The sequence below is a fragment of the Actinacidiphila polyblastidii genome, from assembly GCF_036353415.1.
In the GTDB taxonomy this organism is placed as follows: domain Bacteria; phylum Actinomycetota; class Actinomycetes; order Streptomycetales; family Streptomycetaceae; genus Actinacidiphila; species Actinacidiphila polyblastidii.
The window spans coordinates 84,790-103,073 of the sequence record NZ_JAZEWV010000005.1 but is presented as its reverse complement, the minus strand read 5'-3'; the positions used below and the strand labels follow the sequence as shown (position 1 = coordinate 103,073).

Here is an 18,284-nt window from a genome sequence, read left to right as displayed (position 1 = left end):
GTGCGTCGGCTCGTCCGGGCACCGCTCGTCAGCCGTCAACTCCCCGACGCGATAGGAGAGTTGACGGTTCTGGAGGGGTCACCGGACTGCTGCTCACGCTAGCCCGCACCGGGAGGGAACACCGGGATGAATCGGGTGAAAATACTTCAGTGTCGCGGGTCCGTAAGAACTACCACCCGGACGGGCCCGGGTCCTCCGCCAGGTCGCGGCTCAGCTCGGCGCGGATGGCCGCGCACGAGCGGGCGATCAGCCGGGAGACGTGCATCTGCGAGATGCCGAGCGAGTCGGCGATCGCGCTCTGCGTCATGCCGCGGAAGAAGCGCAGGTAGAGGATCCGGCGCTCGCGCTCGGGCAGGCGGCACAGCTGCGGCTTGACCGACTCGCGGTCCACCACCACCTCGATCGCGGGATCAGGCGCGCCGAGGGTCTCGCCGAGCGGCATCGGCCCGCTGTCCGTGGGTCCCCGCGCCTGCCAGTGGGCGTCGAGCGAGAGCGAGGTGAAGCTCTCCAGCGCCGCGAAGCCGTCCGCGACCTGGCTCTCGGTCAGTCCGGCGCGCGCGGCGATCTCCGCCGTGGTCGGGGTGCGGCCCGGCCGCTCCTGCGCCAGCTCCAGGCTCGCCGCCCTGACCCGGGCGCGCAGCACCTGCACCCGGCGGGGCACGTGCACCGACCACATGCAGTCGCGGAAGTGGCGCTTGATCTCACCGTCGATCGTCGGCACGGCGTAGCTCTCGAAGGCCGTGCCGCGCGCCGGGTCGTACCGTGTCACGGCCTTGACCAGGCCCAGTGCCGCCACCTGCCGCAGGTCGTCCAGGGACTCGCCGCGGTTGCGGTAGCGGGCGGCCAGCCGGTGGGCCATCGGCAGCCAGTCGGTGGCTATCTCCTGGCGCAGCCGCTCCTTGGGCGGCCCGTCCGGCAGCCGGGCCAGCCGCCGGAACGCCTCCGCGGTGTCGGGTGCGTCGTCGTGCGGATGCCCGGAACGCGGATGTCGCGCGGGGCCGGGGGAGCGGGTCCGCGCGGGTGTGGGATCTGCTGTCCGAAGCACGAAGGGGATGTGCCCGGCCGCCCGTACGTGAAACCTTTTGCGGCTTTTGTCGCAGTATATCCGCACCAGGGGGCGGGTAGTGACCGGAGGGAGGCCGAGGGTCGGGGGACCGGGGCCGGGCCAGGGACGCACCAGCCGGCCGCGGGTCCGCGCGCCGCCCCCGCCCCCGCCGGTTCGCGACCCCGTACGACCTGGAGACCCCATGGAGCTCACACCCTTCGCGCCGCTGTACGAGCGGACCTCGCCGTGGGCCGCGGTCTACCTCGACACGTCCGCCGGTGACGCGGCCGCCTGGGAGCAGACCGGCGCGGGCGGCGAGGGCGGCGCGGGGTTCCGGGCCCGCGGGATCGGTCGCGAGCTGGCCCGGCAGGGTGCGGACGAGGCGACCTGCCGCGCGGTCGTCGACGCCGCGGATTCCTGCCCGCACACGACGCAGCCGGCCGGCCGCGTGATCTTCGCCTCCTCCGGGAAGGTGGCTTTCGACCTGCCGCTGACCATGCCGCCGCCGGGCGGGTGGTCCGCCACCTGGTCCCGGCTGCCGCACGTGGCGCCCCTGCTGGAGCTGGTGCCGGACGAGCCGGACTGCCTGGTCGCGCACGTGGACCGAACCGGTGCGGACTTCGAACTGCGCACCGCCGCCGGGAGCGGGCCGGCCGGCGGGGGACCGGGCGGCAGATGGCCGCCGCGGCACGGCTCCACCGGCCCCGGCCACTGGTCGCAGCGGCACTTCCACCTCAACGAAGGGAACACCTGGGAGGAGAACGCACGGGCGGTCGCCGAGGAGATCCAGGACTTCGTCGTCGACACCGGCGCCGGCCTGGTGGTGCTCGCGGGCGGCGAACCCGAACGGCACGCGGTCCACGACCACCTGCCGCCCCCGCTGCGCACCGTCGTCGTGGAGGCCCCGTACGGCGACAGCGGTCCTTACGGTGACCCGCCTCCGTACGGCGACCGGGCGGCGGGCGCGCGCACGCCCCGGCTGGACGCGGACGTCAGGGCGGCCAGGCAGGACTACCTGCGGCGGCGCAGCATCGAGGAGCTGAGCCGTTTCGAGTCGGCCTGCAGCCCCGCGCGCGGGCACGCGGGCGCCGCGGAAGGGGTGCCCGCGCTGGTCGAGGCGGCTCGCGAGCACCGCATCGAGCGCCTCCTGCTGGCACCGGACGCCGAGGACGCCCACCGCGCGCTGTGGGCCGGCCCGGAACCGCACCAGCTCGCCCTGCGCCGCGGAGACGCTGCGCACCTCGGCGACGCCGAACCGTTCGCGGCGCGCGCGGACGACGTGCTGCTGCGGGCGGCGGCGGTCGGCGGCGCCGAGGGCGTCTGGGTCGGCGCCCGCGCGCACGGCCACCCCGAGGGCGGCCTCGGGGCGCTGCTGCGCTGGACGTTCTGAGCCGGCAGGACCCCCGCAGGCCCCCGGCAGGACCGGTCGTGGGCGGCTTCTCGCAACGGCGTACGCGACCAGCCCGGCGGGCGGCGCGGGCACGGCGGTGGGACGATGGGGCGGGGGAGCCTCCGGGAGGAGCGAATTTTTCATGCCTTCGTCAGGGCCGGGCCGGCCGAGGCCCGGGACGGTGCCGGGCGCGAGCGCGAGCGCGGGCGCGGTGCCCAGCCCGGCGCTGCGGGTCGCGACGAGACGGCTGCCCGACCGCGCGCTCGTCCTGACCCTCACCGGCGAGGTGACCGTGCACCGGCGGGAGATCCTGCGGCGCGCCCTGGACGAGGCCGTGCGGGCACGCCCCAGCCTGCTGGTCGTCGACCTCACCGGGATCGGCTTCTGCGACTCGACCGTGCTCAACGCCCTGCTCCACGCCCGCCTCGGCGCCCGCGCCGGGGGGGTTCCCGCTGGTCCTGGCGGGACCGCCGTCGCAGGTGATGCGGCTGCTCCGGCTGACCAGGACCGATGCGGTCTTCACGCTGCGCCCCGGCCTCGACGCGGCGCTCGCCGTGCCGCACCCGGGAGGCGGGGGCGGCGGCCGGCCGGGTGCGCGCGGGCCGCACTGACCTCGGTCCGGCGTGGGGTCGGCCGCCCATGGGGCGGACCTTCGTGGACGGGCCCCTGGTGGTCGGGTGCCCGGTGGTCGGGCCGGTGCGATCAGGCCGGGGTGTCCAGGGAGAGCGTGTCCCGGGAGACCTGCCAGAGGCGCGCCGCCGCATCCGGGTCCAGGGCGTGCGCCGCGACCCCGCCGAACATCCCCTCGGTGTGCGCAAGCGCCTCGCCGCAGTCCTCGAAGTACCGCCCGCCGACGCCCTCCAGAGCAGGGCGGGTCGCGACGAGCACCGAGGTGGCCGCGCCCTGCTCGATCGACTTGAAGGTGTAGCCGCCGCCGCTGACGGCACGGTCCAGCGCCTCCTGGCTCAGGTGCCGGGACAGGCTCGTCTCCAGGATCGCGCCGGGGTGCACCGCGTTGACGGTGATGCCGTCCGCGGCCCAGCGGCGGTGGGCCTCGACGGCGAAGAGCGAGGTCGCCGTCTTGGACTGGGCGTACGCGGCTGCCGGGTCGTAGGCGCGGCCGCGGAAGTGGATGTCGTCGAAGTGGACGCCGTCGCGCAGGTGCGCGATCGAGGTCAGGCTGACCACGCGGGCCCGGCCGGCCGCGGCGAGCGCCGGGTGCAGGCCGGTGGCGAGCGCGAAGTGGCCCAGGTGGTTGGTGGCGAACTGCAGCTCCCAGCCCTCGGGAGTGCGCAGTTCGGGGGTCATCATCACCCCCGCGTTGTTGATCAGCAGGTCCAGCGGACCGCTCCAGCCGCGGACGAAGGCGGCGACCGACGCCTGGTCGGCCAGGTCGAGGTGGGCGACCCGCACGGCGGCGTTGCCGGTGGTCGCGGTGATGGCGGCGGCGGTTCGCTCGCCGGCCGCCTTGTCGCGCACGGCGAGGGTGACCTCAGCTCCCGCGGAGGCCAGGGCGCGGGCCGTCTCGACGCCGATGCCGGAGGCGCCGCCCGTCACGACGGCGCGGCGGCCCGTGAGGTCGATGCCCTCGACGACCTCGGCCGCGGTCGACTCGGCGGTGAAGGGTGTGGTGTGGCGGGTGGGTGTCGTCTCGGTCATGGCTGAGCTGCGCCTTCCGGTCAGGGCGGTGCCGGGAGGACTCCTCCCGGGTCTTCGCCGTCCCTTCCAGGCAAACACTCCGCCGGGCCGCCCGGACGCCCCGAAGGGGGCAGGCTCGTCCGGGGGTCCGGCAGTACCCCCCACCTGCCGGGTCAGAGCGGTGAGACGGTCAGCCCGGAGGCGGCCGAGGCGACCCGCATCGCCACCGAGCCGTAGGCCGTACGCAGCCTGAGCCACGGTCCGGCGGTGAGCACGGCCACCGTGTCCGGGGATCGCGGGGAGCCCTCGGGGCCCCGCGCGCCTTGGGAGTCCCGCTCCCGCGCAGCGGCGGGGTCGCCCGCAGGCGGGCCGGGGCGCAGGAACCCCAAGGCGTGGGCGGCGTGCACGACCCGAAGCGGCACTTCGGTGCCGCCGCCGCCCGTGTGCGTCAGCGGTCTGCGCCACAGCTCCTCGGCCAGCGCGTCGAGCCCGGCCCGGGTGCGCTGCTCGGGCACCAGCGCCTCGGTGCGGGCGCGGAATTCCGCGACGGTCCGTGCCGCCGCCTCCCGCACCAGGGCGGCGTCCAGCTCGGCGTCCCTGCGCCAGTGCGAGCGCGGTGGGAGCAGCCCGGCCCAGGCCGGCCCGGTGACCGAGCCGGGCACGGTGAACTCTCCGCCGTCGACGGCGGTGGCCACCGCCTCCAGCAGCTCGCCCGCGGACACCGTCGCGTCGACCTGCCCGTCGACACCGGGACCGCTCAGCGCCATGCTCTTGACCGCGAGCACGCCCCCGAACGGCGGCTGCCCGAAGACCCCGAGCGCCGGCTCGCCCGGCGCCGACCTCAGCCGCACCACCGCTGCCTTGTCCCAGCGCAGCAGCCGGCCCAGGAAAGCGGCGGTCTCCGCCTCCCCGGCGCGTACCGTGCCGGTGTCCCCGGCCAGGGCGAGCCGCACACTCATGCGGCCACGACCTTGTCGTCCAGGTACCGCTCCAGGAACTCCTTCTCCTCCGGTGTGATCCGCCGCGGTCGCTGCGCCTGCAGGTTGTACGGCACCACGACCGTGGCGGCCCGGGCGTAGAGGACCTCCGGGTCCTTCACCTCGTACCGCACGGTCATGGACGCGGCGGTGATGTCGGTGACCCACGTCTCGACGGTGACCGGCTCATGCCGGTGCACCAGCGGCCGCAGGTAGTCGATCTCGTGCCGGGCCACCACACTCCCGCCGGTGAACGAGGCGCTGCCCTCGCCCGGCGCCAGGCGGAACATGAAGTCGATCCGCGCCTCCTCCAGATACCGGAGGAAGGCCACGTTGTTGACGTGCCCGAAGGCGTCCATGTCCGCCCAGCGCAGCGGGCAGCGGAAGATGTGGCGCGCCATCAGCCGCGGGTCAGCTTCTTGTAGGTGGCGCGGTGCGGGCGTGCGGCGTCCGGGCCCATCCGCTCCACCTTGTTCTTCTCGTAGGACTCGAAGTTGCCCTCGAACCAGAACCACTTGGACTCGCCCTCGTAGGCGAGGATGTGGGTGGCCACCCTGTCCAGGAACCAGCGGTCGTGGGAGACGACCACAGCCGCACCGGGGAACTCCAGCAGCGCGTTCTCCAGCGAGGACAGCGTCTCCACGTCGAGGTCGTTGGTCGGCTCGTCGAGGAGCAGCAGGTTGCCGCCCTGCTTGAGGGTGAGCGCCAGGTTGAGGCGGTTGCGCTCACCGCCGGACAGCACGCCGGCCGGCTTCTGCTGGTCCGGGCCCTTGAAGCCGAAGGCGGAGACGTACGCCCGGGACGGCATCTCGACCTGCCCGACGTTGATGTAGTCCAGCTCGTCGGAGACGACCGCCCACAGCGTCTTCTTCGGGTCGATGTTGGAACGGCCCTGGTCGACGTACGAGATCTTCACGGTCTCGCCGACCTTGATGGAGCCGGAGTCCGGCTGCTCCAGGCCCTGCAGCATCTTGAACAGGGTGGTCTTGCCGGCGCCGTTGGGGCCGATGACGCCCACGATGCCGTTGCGCGGCAGGGTGAACGACAGGTCGTCGATCAGCACCTTCTCGCCGAACGCCTTCGACAGGTGCTCGACCTCGACCACGATCGAGCCCAGCCGCGGGCCCGGCGGGATCTGGATCTCCTCGAAGTCCAGCTTCCGCATCTTGTCCGCCTCGGCGGCCATCTCCTCGTAGCGGGCCAGTCGCGCCTTCGACTTGGCCTGCCGCCCCTTGGCGTTGGAGCGGACCCACTCCAGCTCCTCGCGGAGCCGCTTCTGCCGCTTGGCGTCCTTCTGGCCCTCGACCTTCAGCCGGGAGGACTTGTTCTCCAGGTACGTCGAGTAGTTGCCCTCGTACGGGATCGCCCGGCCGCGGTCGAGCTCGAGGATCCACTGCGCGACGTTGTCCAGGAAGTACCGGTCGTGGGTGACGGCGACGACGGTGCCCGGGTACTTCGCGAGGTGCTGCTCCAGCCACTGGACGGACTCGGCGTCCAGGTGGTTGGTCGGCTCGTCCAGCAGCAGCAGGTCGGGGGCCTCCAGCAGCAGCTTGCACAGCGCGACGCGGCGCTTCTCACCGCCGGACAGGTTGGTCACCTGCCAGTCGCCGGGCGGGCAGCCCAGCGCGTCCATGGCCTGCTCCAGCTGGGCGTCCAGGTCCCACGCGTTGGCGTGGTCGAGCTGCTCCTGCAGCACGCCCATCTCGTCGAGGAGGGCGTCGGAGTAGTCCGTCGCCATCAGCTCGGCGATCTCGTTGAACCGGTCCAGCTTCGCCTTGGTGTCCGCGACGCCGTCCTGCACGTTCTCCAGCACGGTCTTGGACTCGTCCAGCGGCGGCTCCTGCAGGAGCATCCCCACGCTGTAGCCGGGCGACAGGAACGCGTCGCCGTTCGACGGCTGCTCCAGACCCGCCATGATCTTCAGCACGGTGGATTTACCGGCGCCGTTCGGGCCGACCACACCGATCTTCGCGCCCGGCAGGAAGCTCAGCGTCACATCATCGAGGATGACCTTGTCGCCGTGCGCCTTGCGCGTCTTGCGCATCGTGTAGATGTACTCAGCCAAGAGAAACCGTCCGGCATTCGAGAAGGGCCAATGTGCGGCTCCGCCGCGTGAGGGCAGATACACCCCATCTTGCCAGCCGTCCACCCCACGGGGCGAATGGGTCTCCGGCACCGGGGGCCTCCCGTCCCCGGCCGGGTCCCCTCGCGCGGGCGGTGCGACCGCGGGGCGACGGTCGACGCGGCGTCGTCAGGACACCGGTACGGGCTCGGGGAGGGGTGGGGCGGGCGCCGCGCGTTCCGCAGCCGGGACGGAGAGCGGCTGGGGGGTCCTGGTGAAGCGGGCCACGCCGCGGGTCAGGTCGTGCCCCACGGCGACCGCCTCGATCTCGGCGGAGTGGTAGCGGCGTCCGTCCTTCTCGTCCTCGCGGATCCTCAGCCTCCCCTGCACGAGCAGGGGTTGGCCGAGCCCGACGGACTCCTTCACATTGCCCGCGAGCGTGCGCCACGCGCGCACGGTGTAGAAGCTCGTGGGGCCGTCCGTCCACGCCCCGCGCTCCGCGTCGAAGCGGCGGGTGGCGGTGGCGAGCCGGAATCGGGTGAACTGCACGCCTGTGGCTGTGACCTGCGATTCGGGCTCGGTGGCGACATTTCCCACGACGGTCACCAGGGTCTCGTTCATCGCGCTGTCCCCTTTCGGATTTCACCGGTTTTCGGCCGCGCCCCCGGTCGGAGCGCGATGAGAACAGCGTGGACGCATTCCGGCGGCCGGGAAGGGGACGGATGAAAACTGTGGAAAACCTGCCCGCTGTGGATAACAGCGTCACCCGGAGGAGTGGCGCACCGGGCCTGGAGCGGCGCCGGAGACCACCGCGAACTGCTCCCGGACCTCGCGGTAGCGCATCAGCTCGGCCGCGACCGGTTCGAGGACCCGGGCGCGCCCGCAGTCGGCGGCCGCGTCGCGCAGCCGCCGCTCGGCGGTCTGCCCGCAGCGTCGGGCCGGGCCGCGCGCGGCGACGTGGCAGACCCAGCCGGCCAGCGGTCCGCCGACCCCTCCGACCCCCGCCATGACCAGTGGAATCCACCAGGTCAGCGTCAGCCAGCCGGTCCAGACGGCGGTCAGGCAGACCAGTCCCGCCAGGCCCAGGGTCATCAGCAGCCACTGCACCCCGCCGGCTGCGGACCACCAGCGGGGTCGCTCGGGCGCCCCGGGCCGGGCCCTGGCGATCGCGGCGTCCAGCGCGGCCGGCAGTTCCTCGCCGCCGCGCCGGGCCGCTTCGCGGACGGCCTGGGCCCACGGCGCGGGCAGCCCCCGGGCGGCGTCCGCGGCCAGCCCGCGGACGGCTTCGTCGATCACCGGGCGGGACGTCGAAAGGCGCGGGGCCGGTGCGGAGAAGCGGTCGTCGGAGCGCGAGGCAGGGGCGGGCCGCCGGCTGTGCGCCCGAACGGGTGAACCATGCTTTTTCCGTGCGAACCGGGAACAGCCTCCCGACCCGGTCCGTTCTCCGAGCAACCGACCCCACGGTGTGCCGCAAGCCTCCCGAGCGGCACGCCGCCAGTCCCTTTCCGCTGACTGACCGGCTCCGCAGGCGCCCACCGCGTCCGCAAGCCGGTCGATGAACTCCTCGCGCGCCGGATCGGTGAGCCCGGCGCCGCCTTCGCCGACGTAGAGCGGCTGGAGACTGCTCGCCGCGCGGTCCATGTCCGCCGCCAGCCGTCGCCTCGCCGCGGTGCCTTCGGCGACGATCTGGGCCAGCACGGCGCGCAGGTCCGGCAGTCCCTGCCCGGTGAGGGCGGACGCGGCGAGCACGAGTGCCCCGGCCTCCCCGTGCTCGCCCACCGCGAGGCCGTCCTCGTCGAGCAGCCTGCGCAGGTCGTCGAGGACGAGATCGACCGCGTCCTCGGGCAGCCGGTCGATCTGGTTGAGCACCAGCACGGTGACGTCGGCGTGCCCGGCCAGAGGCTGCAGATACCGCTCGTGCAGGGCGGCGTCCGCGTACTTCTCCGGGTCCAGCACCCAGATGACGACGTCGACCAGTCGCAGCAGCCTGTCCACCTGCTCGCGGTGCCCGGTCGCCGCGGAGTCGTGGTCGGGGAGGTCGATGAGCACAAGCCCTTCGAGGCTCTGCTCCTTGGCGCCGGCGTGGCCCTCACCGGCCGCGCCGCCGCCGCCAACTGAAGAGTGGACAGCACGGGACGGCCCCCCGTCCTGTGCCGCGGCCGCCAGGGCGTCGGGCGGTCCCTCCATCCGGCCGTACCTGGCGTACCGGTCCCGCGGGGCGATGCCCAGCCGGTCCAGCAGCCCCGCCGCGCGCTCCGGCTGCCACGCGCAGGCCACCGGACGGGCGGTGGTGGGCCGGCGCACGCCGGTGGGCGACAGGTCGAGTCCGGTCAGCGCGTTGAAGAGGGTCGACTTGCCGCTGCCGGTCGCGCCGGCCACGGCGACCACGGTGTGGGCCGGGGAGAGCCGCCGCCGCTCGGCCACGCGGGCCAGCAACTCCCCTGTCTCGGCGAGGGCCTGCGGGCTGATCCGGGTCCTGGACAGGCCGATGAGCTCGCCGAGCGCGTCGACCCGCGCGCTCAGCGGGTCGGTCTGCCGGTGGGCGGCGGGGCCGCCATGGGTGCGGGCGGAGGTGTCGGCGCTGGTCACCGCGGTCACCTTTCCTTCTGCAGTAGGGACACGGCGGCGATCAGGGCGGACTGCTGGGCGGCGGTGACGTCGTGGGCGTCGATGGGCGCCAGCCGCCGGTCGCGTTCGGCGTGCAGCAGGGCCGCCACCGTGCTGTCGAGGCGGTCGCCCGCGGCGTCGCGCAAGGAGAGGGCGGACTGGACGCCGACGGTCTCGGCGAGTTGCTCGCCGGCCGCCCGCCCGTGGCGTCCGCCGAGCAGGGCGGTGGACAGCAGGGCGGCGACGGCCTCCGGGTCTGCCGGCGGCCGGTCGGCGGCGCGGGCCTTGCGGACCTCGGCGCGGGCGAGGTCCCTGACGGTCCGTCGCCAGCGGCGGACCCGTTTGTCGATCCGGGCGGCGAGGGCGACGCGGTCCCGGTCGGGCCGCGCGGCGGGCAGGTCGAGGAGGACGGCGCCCGCGGGGTCCTCCTGCCATGCCTCGGCGATGTGCTCGTCCGCGGCGTCGGTCTCGGTGCGCAGCAGGGTGGCGAGTTCCTCGCTGAGGGCCCGCTGGAGGGGGCCGGGGCCGCAGGAGGGGTAGCCGTGCCAGCGGGCGAGGGCCTCGCCCGCCAGGGGGACGCCGGTGGCGACGGCGTCCCCGATCCGGAGGGCGGCCTGCTCGTAGGCGTCCTCGGCGGTCCTGGCGAGCCGGACGGCGGCGGCGTGCTGGGCGGCCGAGGCGGACGCCAGCGCGGGCAGGCGCGAGGTCAGCGAGTCCAGGGCGCCGACCGCGGTGCGCCGGGCGGCGTGCTGGCGGGCGGCCGGGTCGTCGGCGCAGTGTGTCAGCCAGGCGCGCAGCGGGGCGACGGTGGTCTGCGGCAGCAGTCCGCCGCCGCCGGCCGACTCGGGCAGTTCCGGGACGGTGAAACGGGGTACGTCGCCGAGTCCGGCCTTGGTGAGCAGGGCCCCGTAGTGGCTGCTGACGGCGTTGGCGATCTGGTGCGGGACGCGGTCGAGCACGGTGGCGAGGGTGACGTCGTAGTCGCGGGCGGTCCGCAGCAGGTGCCAGGGGACGGCGTCGGCGTAACGCGAGGCGGTGGTGACGAGGATCCAGATGTCGGCGGCGCAGATCAGCTCGGCGGCGAGTTCGCGGTTGCGGCCGACGAGGGAGTCGATGTCGGGGGCGTCCAGGAGGGCGAGGCCGCGGGGCAGGGAGTCGTCGGCCTCCAGCCGCAGTTCGGCCCGCACCGGCAGGGTCACGTCGGCGGCGCCGCGTTCGAGGTCGGCCCGGTCGTGCCCGTCCTCGTCGGCCCGGGACCGCTGGCGGACCGCCCAGGTCCTGGTCAGTCCGGGCAGCACGCGGGGGTCGGCGAACCAGGCGCGGTCCTCGGGGTGGCAGACCAGCACCGGGGTCCGGGTGGTGGGGCGCAGCACGCCGGAGGGGCTGACGCGACGGCCGATGAGGGAGTTGACGAGGGTGGATTTCCCGGCCCCCGTGGACCCGCCGACGACTGCGAGCAAGGGTGCTTCCGGGGCCTTGAGCCGGGGTACCAGATAGTCGTCGAGCTGGGTGAGCAGCTCAAGGCGGGTGCGGCGGGCCCGGCCGGCCCCTGGCAGGGGGAAGGGGAAGCGTGCGGCGTCGACACGATCACGCAGAACGGACAATGCGTCCAGCAGCTCAGGCCGTACGTCCAAGATCACCACAATGGCAGAATGCCCCATATTGCAGCGCTTTAGAAGCGCATTCGGGGCAGTTTGCCCTATTCGGCCCGCTGAGTGCCCCCATGTGACGAACGGGGGACGGGGGACAGAATGAGCCATCGGCATAACGACTGCACAACAGCAGCATTTCGACGCGTCAAAAGCGATGCACCTTCCGCGGCCGCCTGCGATTATCGGACCGCTTCACCGAACCTCCACACCATGTCACGCGGGTGAAGCGCCCGGCAGCAGGCGTGTGACGCCCTATCCTTGACCCGATACGAGGTCACGGAACCACCCAGGGGCGGAGACAGCCGCGGCCACTGTCCGGCCCCCGTAGCTCAGTGGATAGAGCAGGCGCCTTCTAAGCGCTTGGCCGCAGGTTCGAGTCCTGCCGGGGGCGCGCTCGCCGATGGAGCGCCCCGCAACTGCCGTGGGGCGCATAGCCGCAGGTCGTGGTGACGTTATCCGGGCCCCGGTAGGAATCGCGTGAGAACCGGGGCGCCGCTGCGGGCCCATGGGTCGAACTCCGCGCCCGGTGGCTGAAACCGGACCTCCCCGACAAGCCGCGCCGCACCGGCGCCGGGCGGGCGGCCGCACGGTGGCGGTCCGCCCATCGCCCGTACTCCCGGCCTCAGTCGAGGCGTGAGATCTGGTAGTGGTCGAGGAGCCAGGTGCTCCCGGTCCGCCGCGCGAGCACTCCGAGACGGAAGGTCCTGGTGGGCTGGTCGGTGAACGAGAAGTCGACGGCCAGGTAGCCGAGCACGAGGTCGTCGGCGAGGCGCCGGGTCTCGAGGATCCGGTAGGCGACCTTCATGTCGAGCGGCTGGGCGGCGTAGTAGTCGGTGACGCCCTGCCGTCCCACGCTGTACGGACGCAGCCCCTGGAAGATCGCGTCCTCCGTGAAGGCGGCGGCCACCCGCTCCGGCTCATGGTCGTCGATGCCCGACTTCCATCGGTCGAGGACGCCGCGCAGGACGGCGGTGATGTCCGTGGTGGCGCTCGTGGCGCTCATCGGTCCTCCTCTCGGGAGGGTCAGTGGCCGGCGCTCTGGCCGCCGTCGACGTGCAGGATCTCGCCGGTGACGTAGGGGGCGTTCTCCAGGAAGACCACCGCGTCGACGATGTCGCTCGTCTCGCCCATCCGCCCGGCCGGGACCAGGCCGGAGAGGGCCTCGTGGGTCTCCTCCGCGTGCATCGGGGTCTTGATCAGGCCGGGGGAGACGGCGTTGACGCGGACGCCGCGGGTCGCGTACTCGATCGCCAGCGACTTGGTCGCCGACTGGAGCCCGCCCTTGGTGAGGGAGGCCAGGACGGACGGGACGTGGGAGTCGGCGTTGTCGACCAGGCTGGTGGTGACGCTGACGACATGGCCGCCGCCCTGGGTCAGCATCTGCCGGATGGCCAGCTGGGTGATGTGGAAGAAGCCGGTCACGTTCACGCCGGTGGTCGCCGCGAAGTCGGCCGCGGTGTAGTCGGTGAAGGGCTTGGCGACGAAGATGCCCGCGTTGTTGACGAGGGTGTCGATACGCCCGAAGCGCTCAAGGCCCGCCGCGATGACGCGCTCGGCGGTGGCGGGGTCGGCGATGTCGCCCTGGACGGTGACCAGGTCCGGGTCCTGGGAGGGGGCGATGGTGCGCGAGGTGGCGACGACCGCGTAGCCGAGCTTGCGGTAGCCGTCGACCAGGCCGGCGCCCAGGCCCTGCGAGGCGCCGGTGATGACGGCGACCTTCTGGTTCTGCGTGTCCATGACGTTCCTTCACGGGGAGTCGGGGGGTGAACGCGTCCGGCCCTGCTACTAGCCGACCGGTCGCCTATGTGAAGGTAAGCGGCACCGACGGCGAAGTCAAAGGCGCGGAGGGTCTGCGGCAGGACCTGATTTCTCGCAGGTGGAAGGCGCAGGCTCGCAGTCGGGGAGCGGGAGCGGGAGCGGGAGCGGAGGAGGGGGAGCGGGAGGGCGGCGCGGGCTCAGCCGGTGGCGGGGCGGGCGCCGCCGGACCGGTACGGATCTCCGGCCGGCAGCCAGGAGTCCGGGGCGTCGATGCCGGCGCCGCCTCGGTCCACCCCGTCGCAGAGCACCTCGACGACGGCGAGGACCGCGGGCCGGACCTCACTCCTGCGCCAGACCAGGGACCAGGTCCAGTGGATACGCGGTGCGACGAGCGGGCGGCGGACCAGGTCGGGCGGGAGCGGGTCGTTCTGGCCCTTGGGGGAGTTGACGACCGGACGGCCGAGACGGCGGACGTGGTCGTAGAAGGCCGGGCCGGTGATGCCGCCGTCGGCGATGCGGACGGCACGGGCGCCGGTGTCGGCGGCGAACTGCTCCGCGTAGACGTCCCAGGACGACCAGGACGTGGCGTCGTCGTCGAGCAGGACGAGGGTGTCCCGGGCGGCCACGTCCTCAGTGGCGTCGCCGGGGGAGACCGCGTGCAGCCGGTCGGCGCCGAGAAGCCTGGCGCGCAGACCGCGGCGTTCCAGGTCCTCGGTGCGCACCCAGCACACCGCGAGGTCCAGGCTGCCGTCGGCGACCCGGGCGGCCTGCGTGTGCGAAGGGGCGATCCAGGCGTCGATGTGGAGCCGGGCCACCGCGGAGGTACGGGCCGTCATGTCGGCGGGCAGCCAGTCGACGTAGCCGAGCCGGACCGGTTCGGAGCCGGCGAGGCGGCCGGCGCGGCGGCGGAGGTCGTCGGCCCGTTCGAGCAGCGAGCGGGCGTCCGCCAGCAGCGCGGCGCCGGCCGGGGTCAGGGCGACCGAGCGGCGGTCGCGGTCGAAGAGGCGGACACCGAGGTCGCGTTCGAGTGCCTTGATCTGCTGGGAGAGGGAGGGCCCGGCGATCAGGAGGCGCCCGGCGGCCCGGCCGAAGTTGAGTTCCTCGGCTACCGCGACGAAGTACCGCAGCTGGCGCAGCTCCACAATCGCCATGCTACGTGCGGTGGGAGGCCGCGCCTACCAGCAAGGAGGAGGCCGGTCGTGGCGTCGCCCGCGGCGGTCGGCGGACCATGGGCGCGCAGGCGTCGAGAGCTGGTCGAACGGAGCAAGGGCATGCGCGAGTTCCTGGTGGAGATCACCACCACGATCCCCGAGGGCACCCCTGAGGACGAGGTCGGCCGGCGCCGCGCCGCCGAGGCCGTCCGCGCCCGGGAACTGGCGGCCGACGGCCGTCTGGCACGGCTGTGGCGCCCGGTCGGAGAACTGCGCGGCATCGGCGTGTGGTGCGCCGCCGACGAGGACGAACTCCACGAGAAGGTCCTCGGCACACTGCCGCTGCGCCCGTGGATGTCCCTGGACGTCACCGCGCTCCAGCCGCATCCGAACGATCCGGGGTGGGCCGGGACCGCGAGGTGACGGGCGCGAGGGCCTGTTTCCGGCCATCGGTCCGGCCCGGGTCCCCGCCTCGACCCGGCCGCCGTTCGGCCCCGCCGGCCGCCTGCCACCCTGATCGCCCGCCCGACAGCCCCGCCGGCCGCTCGCTGATCGGATCACCTGACCGCGCCAGCCGTCCGCACCGCGCGCACGAGGACCCGCCATGAGCGCACGAACCACCCGCGCCCTGCCCGCTCCGACCGGCGGGCCGCCCGCCGGTCTCGCCGTGGACGCACGTCGTGCGGGCGGGAGCGGCGCCGGCCGCCGGCATGGGGGTCGGGCGGTTCGTCTTCACGCCGATCCTGCCGCTGATGCACGCCCACGCCGGGCTCTCCTCCGCCGCCGGAGCGAACCTGGCGACGGCCGACTACGCCGGGTATCTGACCGGCGCGCTCGCCGGCATCCCTGCCTCCCGCACTGGTGCGTTCGGCGCTCGCGCTGCGCGGGTCCCTGGTCGTGCTGGTCGCCACCCTCGCCGGCATGTCCGTCACGCACAGCACGGCGGTGTGGCTCGCACCGCGGCTGATGGCCGGTTCGGCGAGCGCCCTGATCTTCGTCATCGCGGCCAGTGCGCTCCTCGGGCCGCTGGTGGTCACGCCGTTGCTGCGGCACGGCTACCACCAGGCGCTGCTGCTGGCCGCAGGGGTGGTGCTGGCGGCGGCGGCCGCCGCGGGGCTGCTGCGGATCGGGTTCCCGCACCGGATCGGCACCGCCGCCCCCGCCCCCGCCGCCCCGGACCGCCGGCCGGCAGGACCGGCGGAAACCGCCGCGGCACGGTCCGGTCGCCGGTGAGCCAGCGGGTTACAGTCGGCCACGTGCGGGAAGCTCCCTTTTCCGGACTCCGCTCCGGTCGTGCCGCACGCACGGCCCGGCCGGTCGTCCGGCGACGTCCCGCCGCCGATGCCTCTGATCTGGAGCCGTTCATGAGCACACCGCAGGACCTGCTGATCGTCGCCAAGGACCTCGCGCAGCCCAGCCCTCCGGTGGAGCAGGGCGACCTCTCGCTCGCCCTCGCGGGAGCCGAGCTGCTCGATCTCCTCGACGCCCAGGCGGTCACCCTGGAGGAGGACCGCATCGTGCCGAGCGGCCCGTGGACGCCGTCCGAAGGACCGCTCGGCGACCCCGCCTCGGCGCTCGTGCGGCAGCAGCCGTACGAGTCGGTGGAGGACTGGCTGTGGCGGCGCGGCGAAGGGCTGGCGTCGGCCTACCTGGCCGTCCTGGAGGCGGAAGGGCAGATCACCCGCGAGCGCGGCCGCTGGATTCCGGTGCGGACGAGCAAGACCGTGTTCGCCGACTCGCCCGCCCGCCGCCACGCAGCTGAGCGCTGGGCTGCCGGTGAGCCCGTACTCGCCGCCCTCGCGGCCGCGATCCGCGTCGGGGAAGACCCGGTGGACCCGGTGGACCCGGTGGACCCGGTGGACCTGGCGGACCCGGTGGCCGGGGACGGTTTCGACGGGATCGACGACGAGTCCGTCGCGGCGGTGCTCGCCACCGTGAGCGGGGCCGTGGTGGAGCTGGACTCCGTACGGCAGCGCAAGACTGTGGAGGACGCGGCCTTCGACAACATCTGGCGGGCGCCGTGACCGTCCGCCGCCGCGGGCGGCGGCCCGGTGGGGCCGCGGCGGCGGGCGCGGGACGTCAGAGCGCGGCCAGGGCTCCCTGGGGAGTCCGCGGCGCCTGGGCGCCGAGCAGGGCCAGGCAGTTGGCCCACAGGACGCCGAGCTGTGAGGCGTTGTTGTAGAGCTTGGCGAACAGCACCTGGCCCTCGACCTGGGCGACGACCGAGCGGGCGGCCTCGCGGGTGTCGGCGACGGTGACCTCGCCGCGTTCGAGGGCGGCGGAGACGACCGCGGCGACCATGTCGACCTGGGCCTCGAAGATCTCCTGGAGCCGGGCGCGGACGGCCTCGGTCCTGTTGCTCATCTCCAGGGAGAGGTTGCCGAACATGCAGCCCGCCACGGTCCCGCAGCTCTGCTGGCCCGCGCGCTGCATCGCCTCGGTCTCGTCGAACAGCCGGCGCAGCCGCACCAGCGGCTCCTCGTCGCCCTCCCGCAGGACGCGCGTCCAGTCGCGCTCCTGGCGGGCCCAGTGCTCGTCGATGACGGCGAGGGCGAGCGCCTCCTTGGACTCGAAGAAGTAGTAGAAGCTGCCCTTGGGCACCCCGGCGGTCTTGCAGATCTCGGCCACGCCCAGCGCCGAGTAGCCGCGCAGCTCGATGAGCGAGCGCCCGGCGCTGAGGATCTTCTCTCTGGCGTCACTGGTCCGTCCCATACCGGACATGGTACGACCGGTCGACTACTTCGGATCGCCCGGCCGCTCCGCGCGGTCCTGGGGGAGGTCAGGCCAGACACCGATGTGGTCGGGCTCCAGCTCCAGCAGCACCCGGGACCTGATGTCCAGGGCATCGGTGTAGTCGCGCGGCAGCTGGAGCCGCCCGGCCCGGTCGACGGTGGCGTACTCCCTGGCGACGACGGACTCCTGCCCGTGCTCGTCGACCTCCGTGCGGCGTACGACCTCCGAGGCCGTACGGCCGTCCCGGATCGCCACGGTGCGGCGGACCGCGTCGGCGACCGCGTGGTCGTGGGTGACCACGACGACCGTGGTGCCCAGCTCCTCGTTGGCGGTGCGGAAGGCCGCGAAGACCTGTTCGCCGGTGGCCGAGTCCAGCTCGCCGGTCGGTTCGTCGGCGAGGACGACCGCGGGGTCGTTGGCCAGGGCGACCGCGATCGCGGCGCGCTGCTGCTCGCCGCCGGACATCTGCGCGGGGCGGCGGTCGTGGCAGTAGCCGACGCCGAGCATGTCGAGCAGTTCGGCGGCCCGTGCGGCGCGCTTGCGGCGGGTGCGGGGCCCGCTGCCGCGGGCGGCGAGCTGCATCGGCAGCACGACGTTCTGCGCGGCGGTCAGGTAGGGGAGCAGGTTGCGGGCGGTCTGCTGCCAGACGAAACCGACGATCTCGCGCCGGTACCGCAGCCTGGCCGCGGCGTCCATGGCGAGCAGGTCGTAGCCGCCGACGGACGCCGCGCCCGCGGTGGGCACGTCGAGGCCGGCGAGGATGTTCAGCAGCGTCGACTTGCCGCTGCCCGAGGCGCCGACCAGCGCCATCAGCTCGCCCTGCGCCACCAGCAGGTCGAGCCCTTGCAGGGCCTGCACCTCCACGCCGTCCGCGGTGAAGATACGGACGAGGCGGTCGCAGCTGATCAGCGAGTCCTTGCCGTACGCCGGCCGCTCGCGGCGTTCGGCGGCTGCCCGCTCCAGCTCCGCGAGGCTCCGCGCCTGCGGCCGCCCCCCGCCGGTGTCCGCTGCGCCGGACGCGGTAGCGGGGCCCGTGCCGGTGCCCGTGCGTGCACCTGCCGTACGGTCCGCGTCGGCGGCGCTGCCCGCACCTGCGGCACGTGCGTCGGCGCCCGCCGGGCGGTCCGCGTCCGCCGGGCCGCGCGCTCCGTCCGCCGCGGCGGGCCCCGCCGCTCCCGTCGTCCCGGCGGCAGCCGGACCCGCGCCCGGAGCGCGATCATCGCCAGGGCCAGGGCCAGGGCCAGGGCCAGGGCCAGGGCCAGGGCCAGGGC

At 74.1% G+C, this 18,284-nt stretch carries 17 protein-coding genes, 1 tRNA gene and 2 pseudogenes; 7 read left to right on the top strand and 13 right to left on the bottom strand.

The features are described from left to right. Window positions 1–169: 169 nt before the first annotated feature. On the bottom strand, window positions 170–1,045 hold the full coding sequence (locus V2S66_RS08815; protein WP_413966336.1) for a SigB/SigF/SigG family RNA polymerase sigma factor: 876 nt from the start codon (window positions 1,043–1,045) through the stop codon (window positions 170–172). A 202-nt stretch (window positions 1,046–1,247) separates the two neighbouring features. On the opposite strand from V2S66_RS08815, the gene V2S66_RS08810 reads away from it, so the two are divergent. Both V2S66_RS08810 and V2S66_RS34510 read left to right on the top strand, forming a co-directional pair. Then, window positions 1,248–2,435, top strand: coding sequence for a baeRF2 domain-containing protein (locus V2S66_RS08810; RefSeq protein WP_330793991.1), 1,188 nt, complete (start codon window positions 1,248–1,250; stop codon window positions 2,433–2,435). 142 nt (window positions 2,436–2,577) lie between these two features. Then, a pseudogene (locus V2S66_RS34510) lies at window positions 2,578–2,865 on the top strand (STAS domain-containing protein); the annotation flags it as partial. Window positions 2,866–3,137: 272 nt separating this feature from the next. On the opposite strand, the gene V2S66_RS08805 reads toward V2S66_RS34510, so the two are convergent. The 7 genes from V2S66_RS08805 to V2S66_RS08775 all read right to left on the bottom strand — a co-directional run bounded on the left by V2S66_RS08805 (window position 3,138) and on the right by V2S66_RS08775 (window position 11,353). Beyond that, the gene (locus V2S66_RS08805) at window positions 3,138–4,094 is read right to left on the bottom strand and encodes an SDR family NAD(P)-dependent oxidoreductase (protein WP_330793990.1); all 957 of its coding nucleotides are present in this window, start codon (window positions 4,092–4,094) and stop codon (window positions 3,138–3,140) included. Between the two features lie 152 nt (window positions 4,095–4,246). Beyond that, entirely contained in the window at window positions 4,247–5,032 is a 786-nt protein-coding gene (locus V2S66_RS08800; protein WP_330793989.1) for a hypothetical protein, read from the bottom strand. Beyond that, entirely contained in the window at window positions 5,029–5,451 is a 423-nt protein-coding gene (locus V2S66_RS08795) for an acyl-CoA thioesterase (RefSeq protein WP_330793988.1), read from the bottom strand. Before V2S66_RS08795 ends, V2S66_RS08800 begins: the two co-directional genes overlap by 4 nt. Then, the gene (ettA, locus tag V2S66_RS08790; RefSeq protein ID WP_330793987.1) at window positions 5,451–7,115 is read right to left on the bottom strand and encodes an energy-dependent translational throttle protein EttA; all 1,665 of its coding nucleotides are present in this window, start codon (window positions 7,113–7,115) and stop codon (window positions 5,451–5,453) included. Before ettA ends, V2S66_RS08795 begins: the two co-directional genes overlap by 1 nt. Window positions 7,116–7,301: 186 nt before the next feature. Next, window positions 7,302–7,733 (bottom strand): single-stranded DNA-binding protein, encoded by a 432-nt coding sequence (locus V2S66_RS08785; protein ID WP_330793986.1) that lies wholly within the window; start codon window positions 7,731–7,733, stop codon window positions 7,302–7,304. Window positions 7,734–7,874: 141 nt separating this feature from the next. After that, the gene (locus tag V2S66_RS08780) at window positions 7,875–9,701 is read right to left on the bottom strand and encodes a dynamin family protein (RefSeq protein ID WP_330793985.1); all 1,827 of its coding nucleotides are present in this window, start codon (window positions 9,699–9,701) and stop codon (window positions 7,875–7,877) included. 5 nt (window positions 9,702–9,706) lie between these two features. After that, window positions 9,707–11,353: a dynamin family protein gene (locus V2S66_RS08775; protein WP_330793984.1), complete on the bottom strand. Its 1,647-nt coding sequence runs from the start codon at window positions 11,351–11,353 to the stop codon at window positions 9,707–9,709. A 336-nt stretch (window positions 11,354–11,689) separates the two neighbouring features. On the opposite strand from V2S66_RS08775, the gene V2S66_RS08770 reads away from it, so the two are divergent. Then, window positions 11,690–11,762 (top strand) — tRNA-Arg (locus tag V2S66_RS08770). A 231-nt stretch (window positions 11,763–11,993) separates the two neighbouring features. On the opposite strand, the gene V2S66_RS08765 is transcribed toward V2S66_RS08770, so the two are convergent. From V2S66_RS08765 to V2S66_RS08755, 3 genes are all read right to left on the bottom strand, one after another. Then, entirely contained in the window at window positions 11,994–12,374 is a 381-nt protein-coding gene (locus V2S66_RS08765; RefSeq protein ID WP_330793983.1) for a nuclear transport factor 2 family protein, read from the bottom strand. A gap of 20 nt (window positions 12,375–12,394) precedes the next feature. Then, entirely contained in the window at window positions 12,395–13,108 is a 714-nt protein-coding gene (locus V2S66_RS08760) for an SDR family NAD(P)-dependent oxidoreductase (RefSeq protein WP_330793982.1), read from the bottom strand. Between the two features lie 218 nt (window positions 13,109–13,326). Continuing rightward, window positions 13,327–14,280, bottom strand: coding sequence for a LysR family transcriptional regulator (locus V2S66_RS08755; protein WP_330793981.1), 954 nt, complete (start codon window positions 14,278–14,280; stop codon window positions 13,327–13,329). A 120-nt stretch (window positions 14,281–14,400) separates the two neighbouring features. Here V2S66_RS08755 and V2S66_RS08750 point away from each other — a divergent pair, with 120 nt between their 5' ends. The 4 genes and pseudogenes from V2S66_RS08750 (at window position 14,401) to V2S66_RS08740 (ending at window position 16,304) form a co-directional block, all read left to right on the top strand. After that, window positions 14,401–14,703 (top strand): muconolactone Delta-isomerase family protein, encoded by a 303-nt coding sequence (locus tag V2S66_RS08750; protein ID WP_330794172.1) that lies wholly within the window; start codon window positions 14,401–14,403, stop codon window positions 14,701–14,703. A 287-nt stretch (window positions 14,704–14,990) separates the two neighbouring features. Further along, a pseudogene (locus V2S66_RS34505) lies at window positions 14,991–15,065 on the top strand (hypothetical protein); the annotation flags it as partial. Between the two features lie 76 nt (window positions 15,066–15,141). Next, window positions 15,142–15,513 carry a hypothetical protein gene (locus V2S66_RS34500; RefSeq protein ID WP_413966349.1) on the top strand — a complete coding sequence of 124 codons (372 nt, stop codon included), beginning with the start codon at window positions 15,142–15,144 and terminating at the stop codon, window positions 15,511–15,513. A gap of 131 nt (window positions 15,514–15,644) precedes the next feature. Then, window positions 15,645–16,304 (top strand): GOLPH3/VPS74 family protein, encoded by a 660-nt coding sequence (locus V2S66_RS08740; protein ID WP_330793980.1) that lies wholly within the window; start codon window positions 15,645–15,647, stop codon window positions 16,302–16,304. Window positions 16,305–16,359: 55 nt separating this feature from the next. On the opposite strand, the gene V2S66_RS08735 is transcribed toward V2S66_RS08740, so the two are convergent. Together V2S66_RS08735 and V2S66_RS08730 are read right to left on the bottom strand one after the other, a co-directional pair. Continuing rightward, complete coding sequence (locus tag V2S66_RS08735) at window positions 16,360–16,992, bottom strand: TetR/AcrR family transcriptional regulator (protein WP_330793979.1); 633 nt, start codon at window positions 16,990–16,992, stop codon at window positions 16,360–16,362. A gap of 24 nt (window positions 16,993–17,016) precedes the next feature. After that, window positions 17,017–17,976: an ABC transporter ATP-binding protein gene (locus V2S66_RS08730; RefSeq protein WP_330794171.1), complete on the bottom strand. Its 960-nt coding sequence runs from the start codon at window positions 17,974–17,976 to the stop codon at window positions 17,017–17,019. Between the last annotated feature and the right edge of the window lie 308 nt (window positions 17,977–18,284).

Bases quoted from the DNA above. Each gene is read 5' to 3' on its own strand.
- V2S66_RS08795 (WP_330793988.1), bottom strand. From the start codon at position 5,451: ATGGCGCGCCACATCTTCCGCTGCCCGCTGCGCTGGGCGGACATGGAC.
- V2S66_RS08810 (WP_330793991.1), top strand. From the start codon at position 1,248: ATGGAGCTCACACCCTTCGCGCCGCTGTACGAGCGGACCTCGCCGTGG.
- V2S66_RS08735 (WP_330793979.1), bottom strand. From the start codon at position 16,992: ATGGGACGGACCAGTGACGCCAGAGAGAAGATCCTCAGCGCCGGGCGC.
- V2S66_RS08750 (WP_330794172.1), top strand. From the start codon at position 14,401: ATGCGCGAGTTCCTGGTGGAGATCACCACCACGATCCCCGAGGGCACC.
- V2S66_RS08740 (WP_330793980.1), top strand. From the start codon at position 15,645: ATGAGCACACCGCAGGACCTGCTGATCGTCGCCAAGGACCTCGCGCAG.
- V2S66_RS08760 (WP_330793982.1), bottom strand. From the start codon at position 13,108: ATGGACACGCAGAACCAGAAGGTCGCCGTCATCACCGGCGCCTCGCAG.
- V2S66_RS08765 (WP_330793983.1), bottom strand. From the start codon at position 12,374: ATGAGCGCCACGAGCGCCACCACGGACATCACCGCCGTCCTGCGCGGC.
- V2S66_RS08755 (WP_330793981.1), bottom strand. From the start codon at position 14,280: ATGGCGATTGTGGAGCTGCGCCAGCTGCGGTACTTCGTCGCGGTAGCC.
- V2S66_RS08785 (WP_330793986.1), bottom strand. From the start codon at position 7,733: ATGAACGAGACCCTGGTGACCGTCGTGGGAAATGTCGCCACCGAGCCC.
- V2S66_RS08805 (WP_330793990.1), bottom strand. From the start codon at position 4,094: ATGACCGAGACGACACCCACCCGCCACACCACACCCTTCACCGCCGAG.
- V2S66_RS08800 (WP_330793989.1), bottom strand. From the start codon at position 5,032: ATGAGTGTGCGGCTCGCCCTGGCCGGGGACACCGGCACGGTACGCGCC.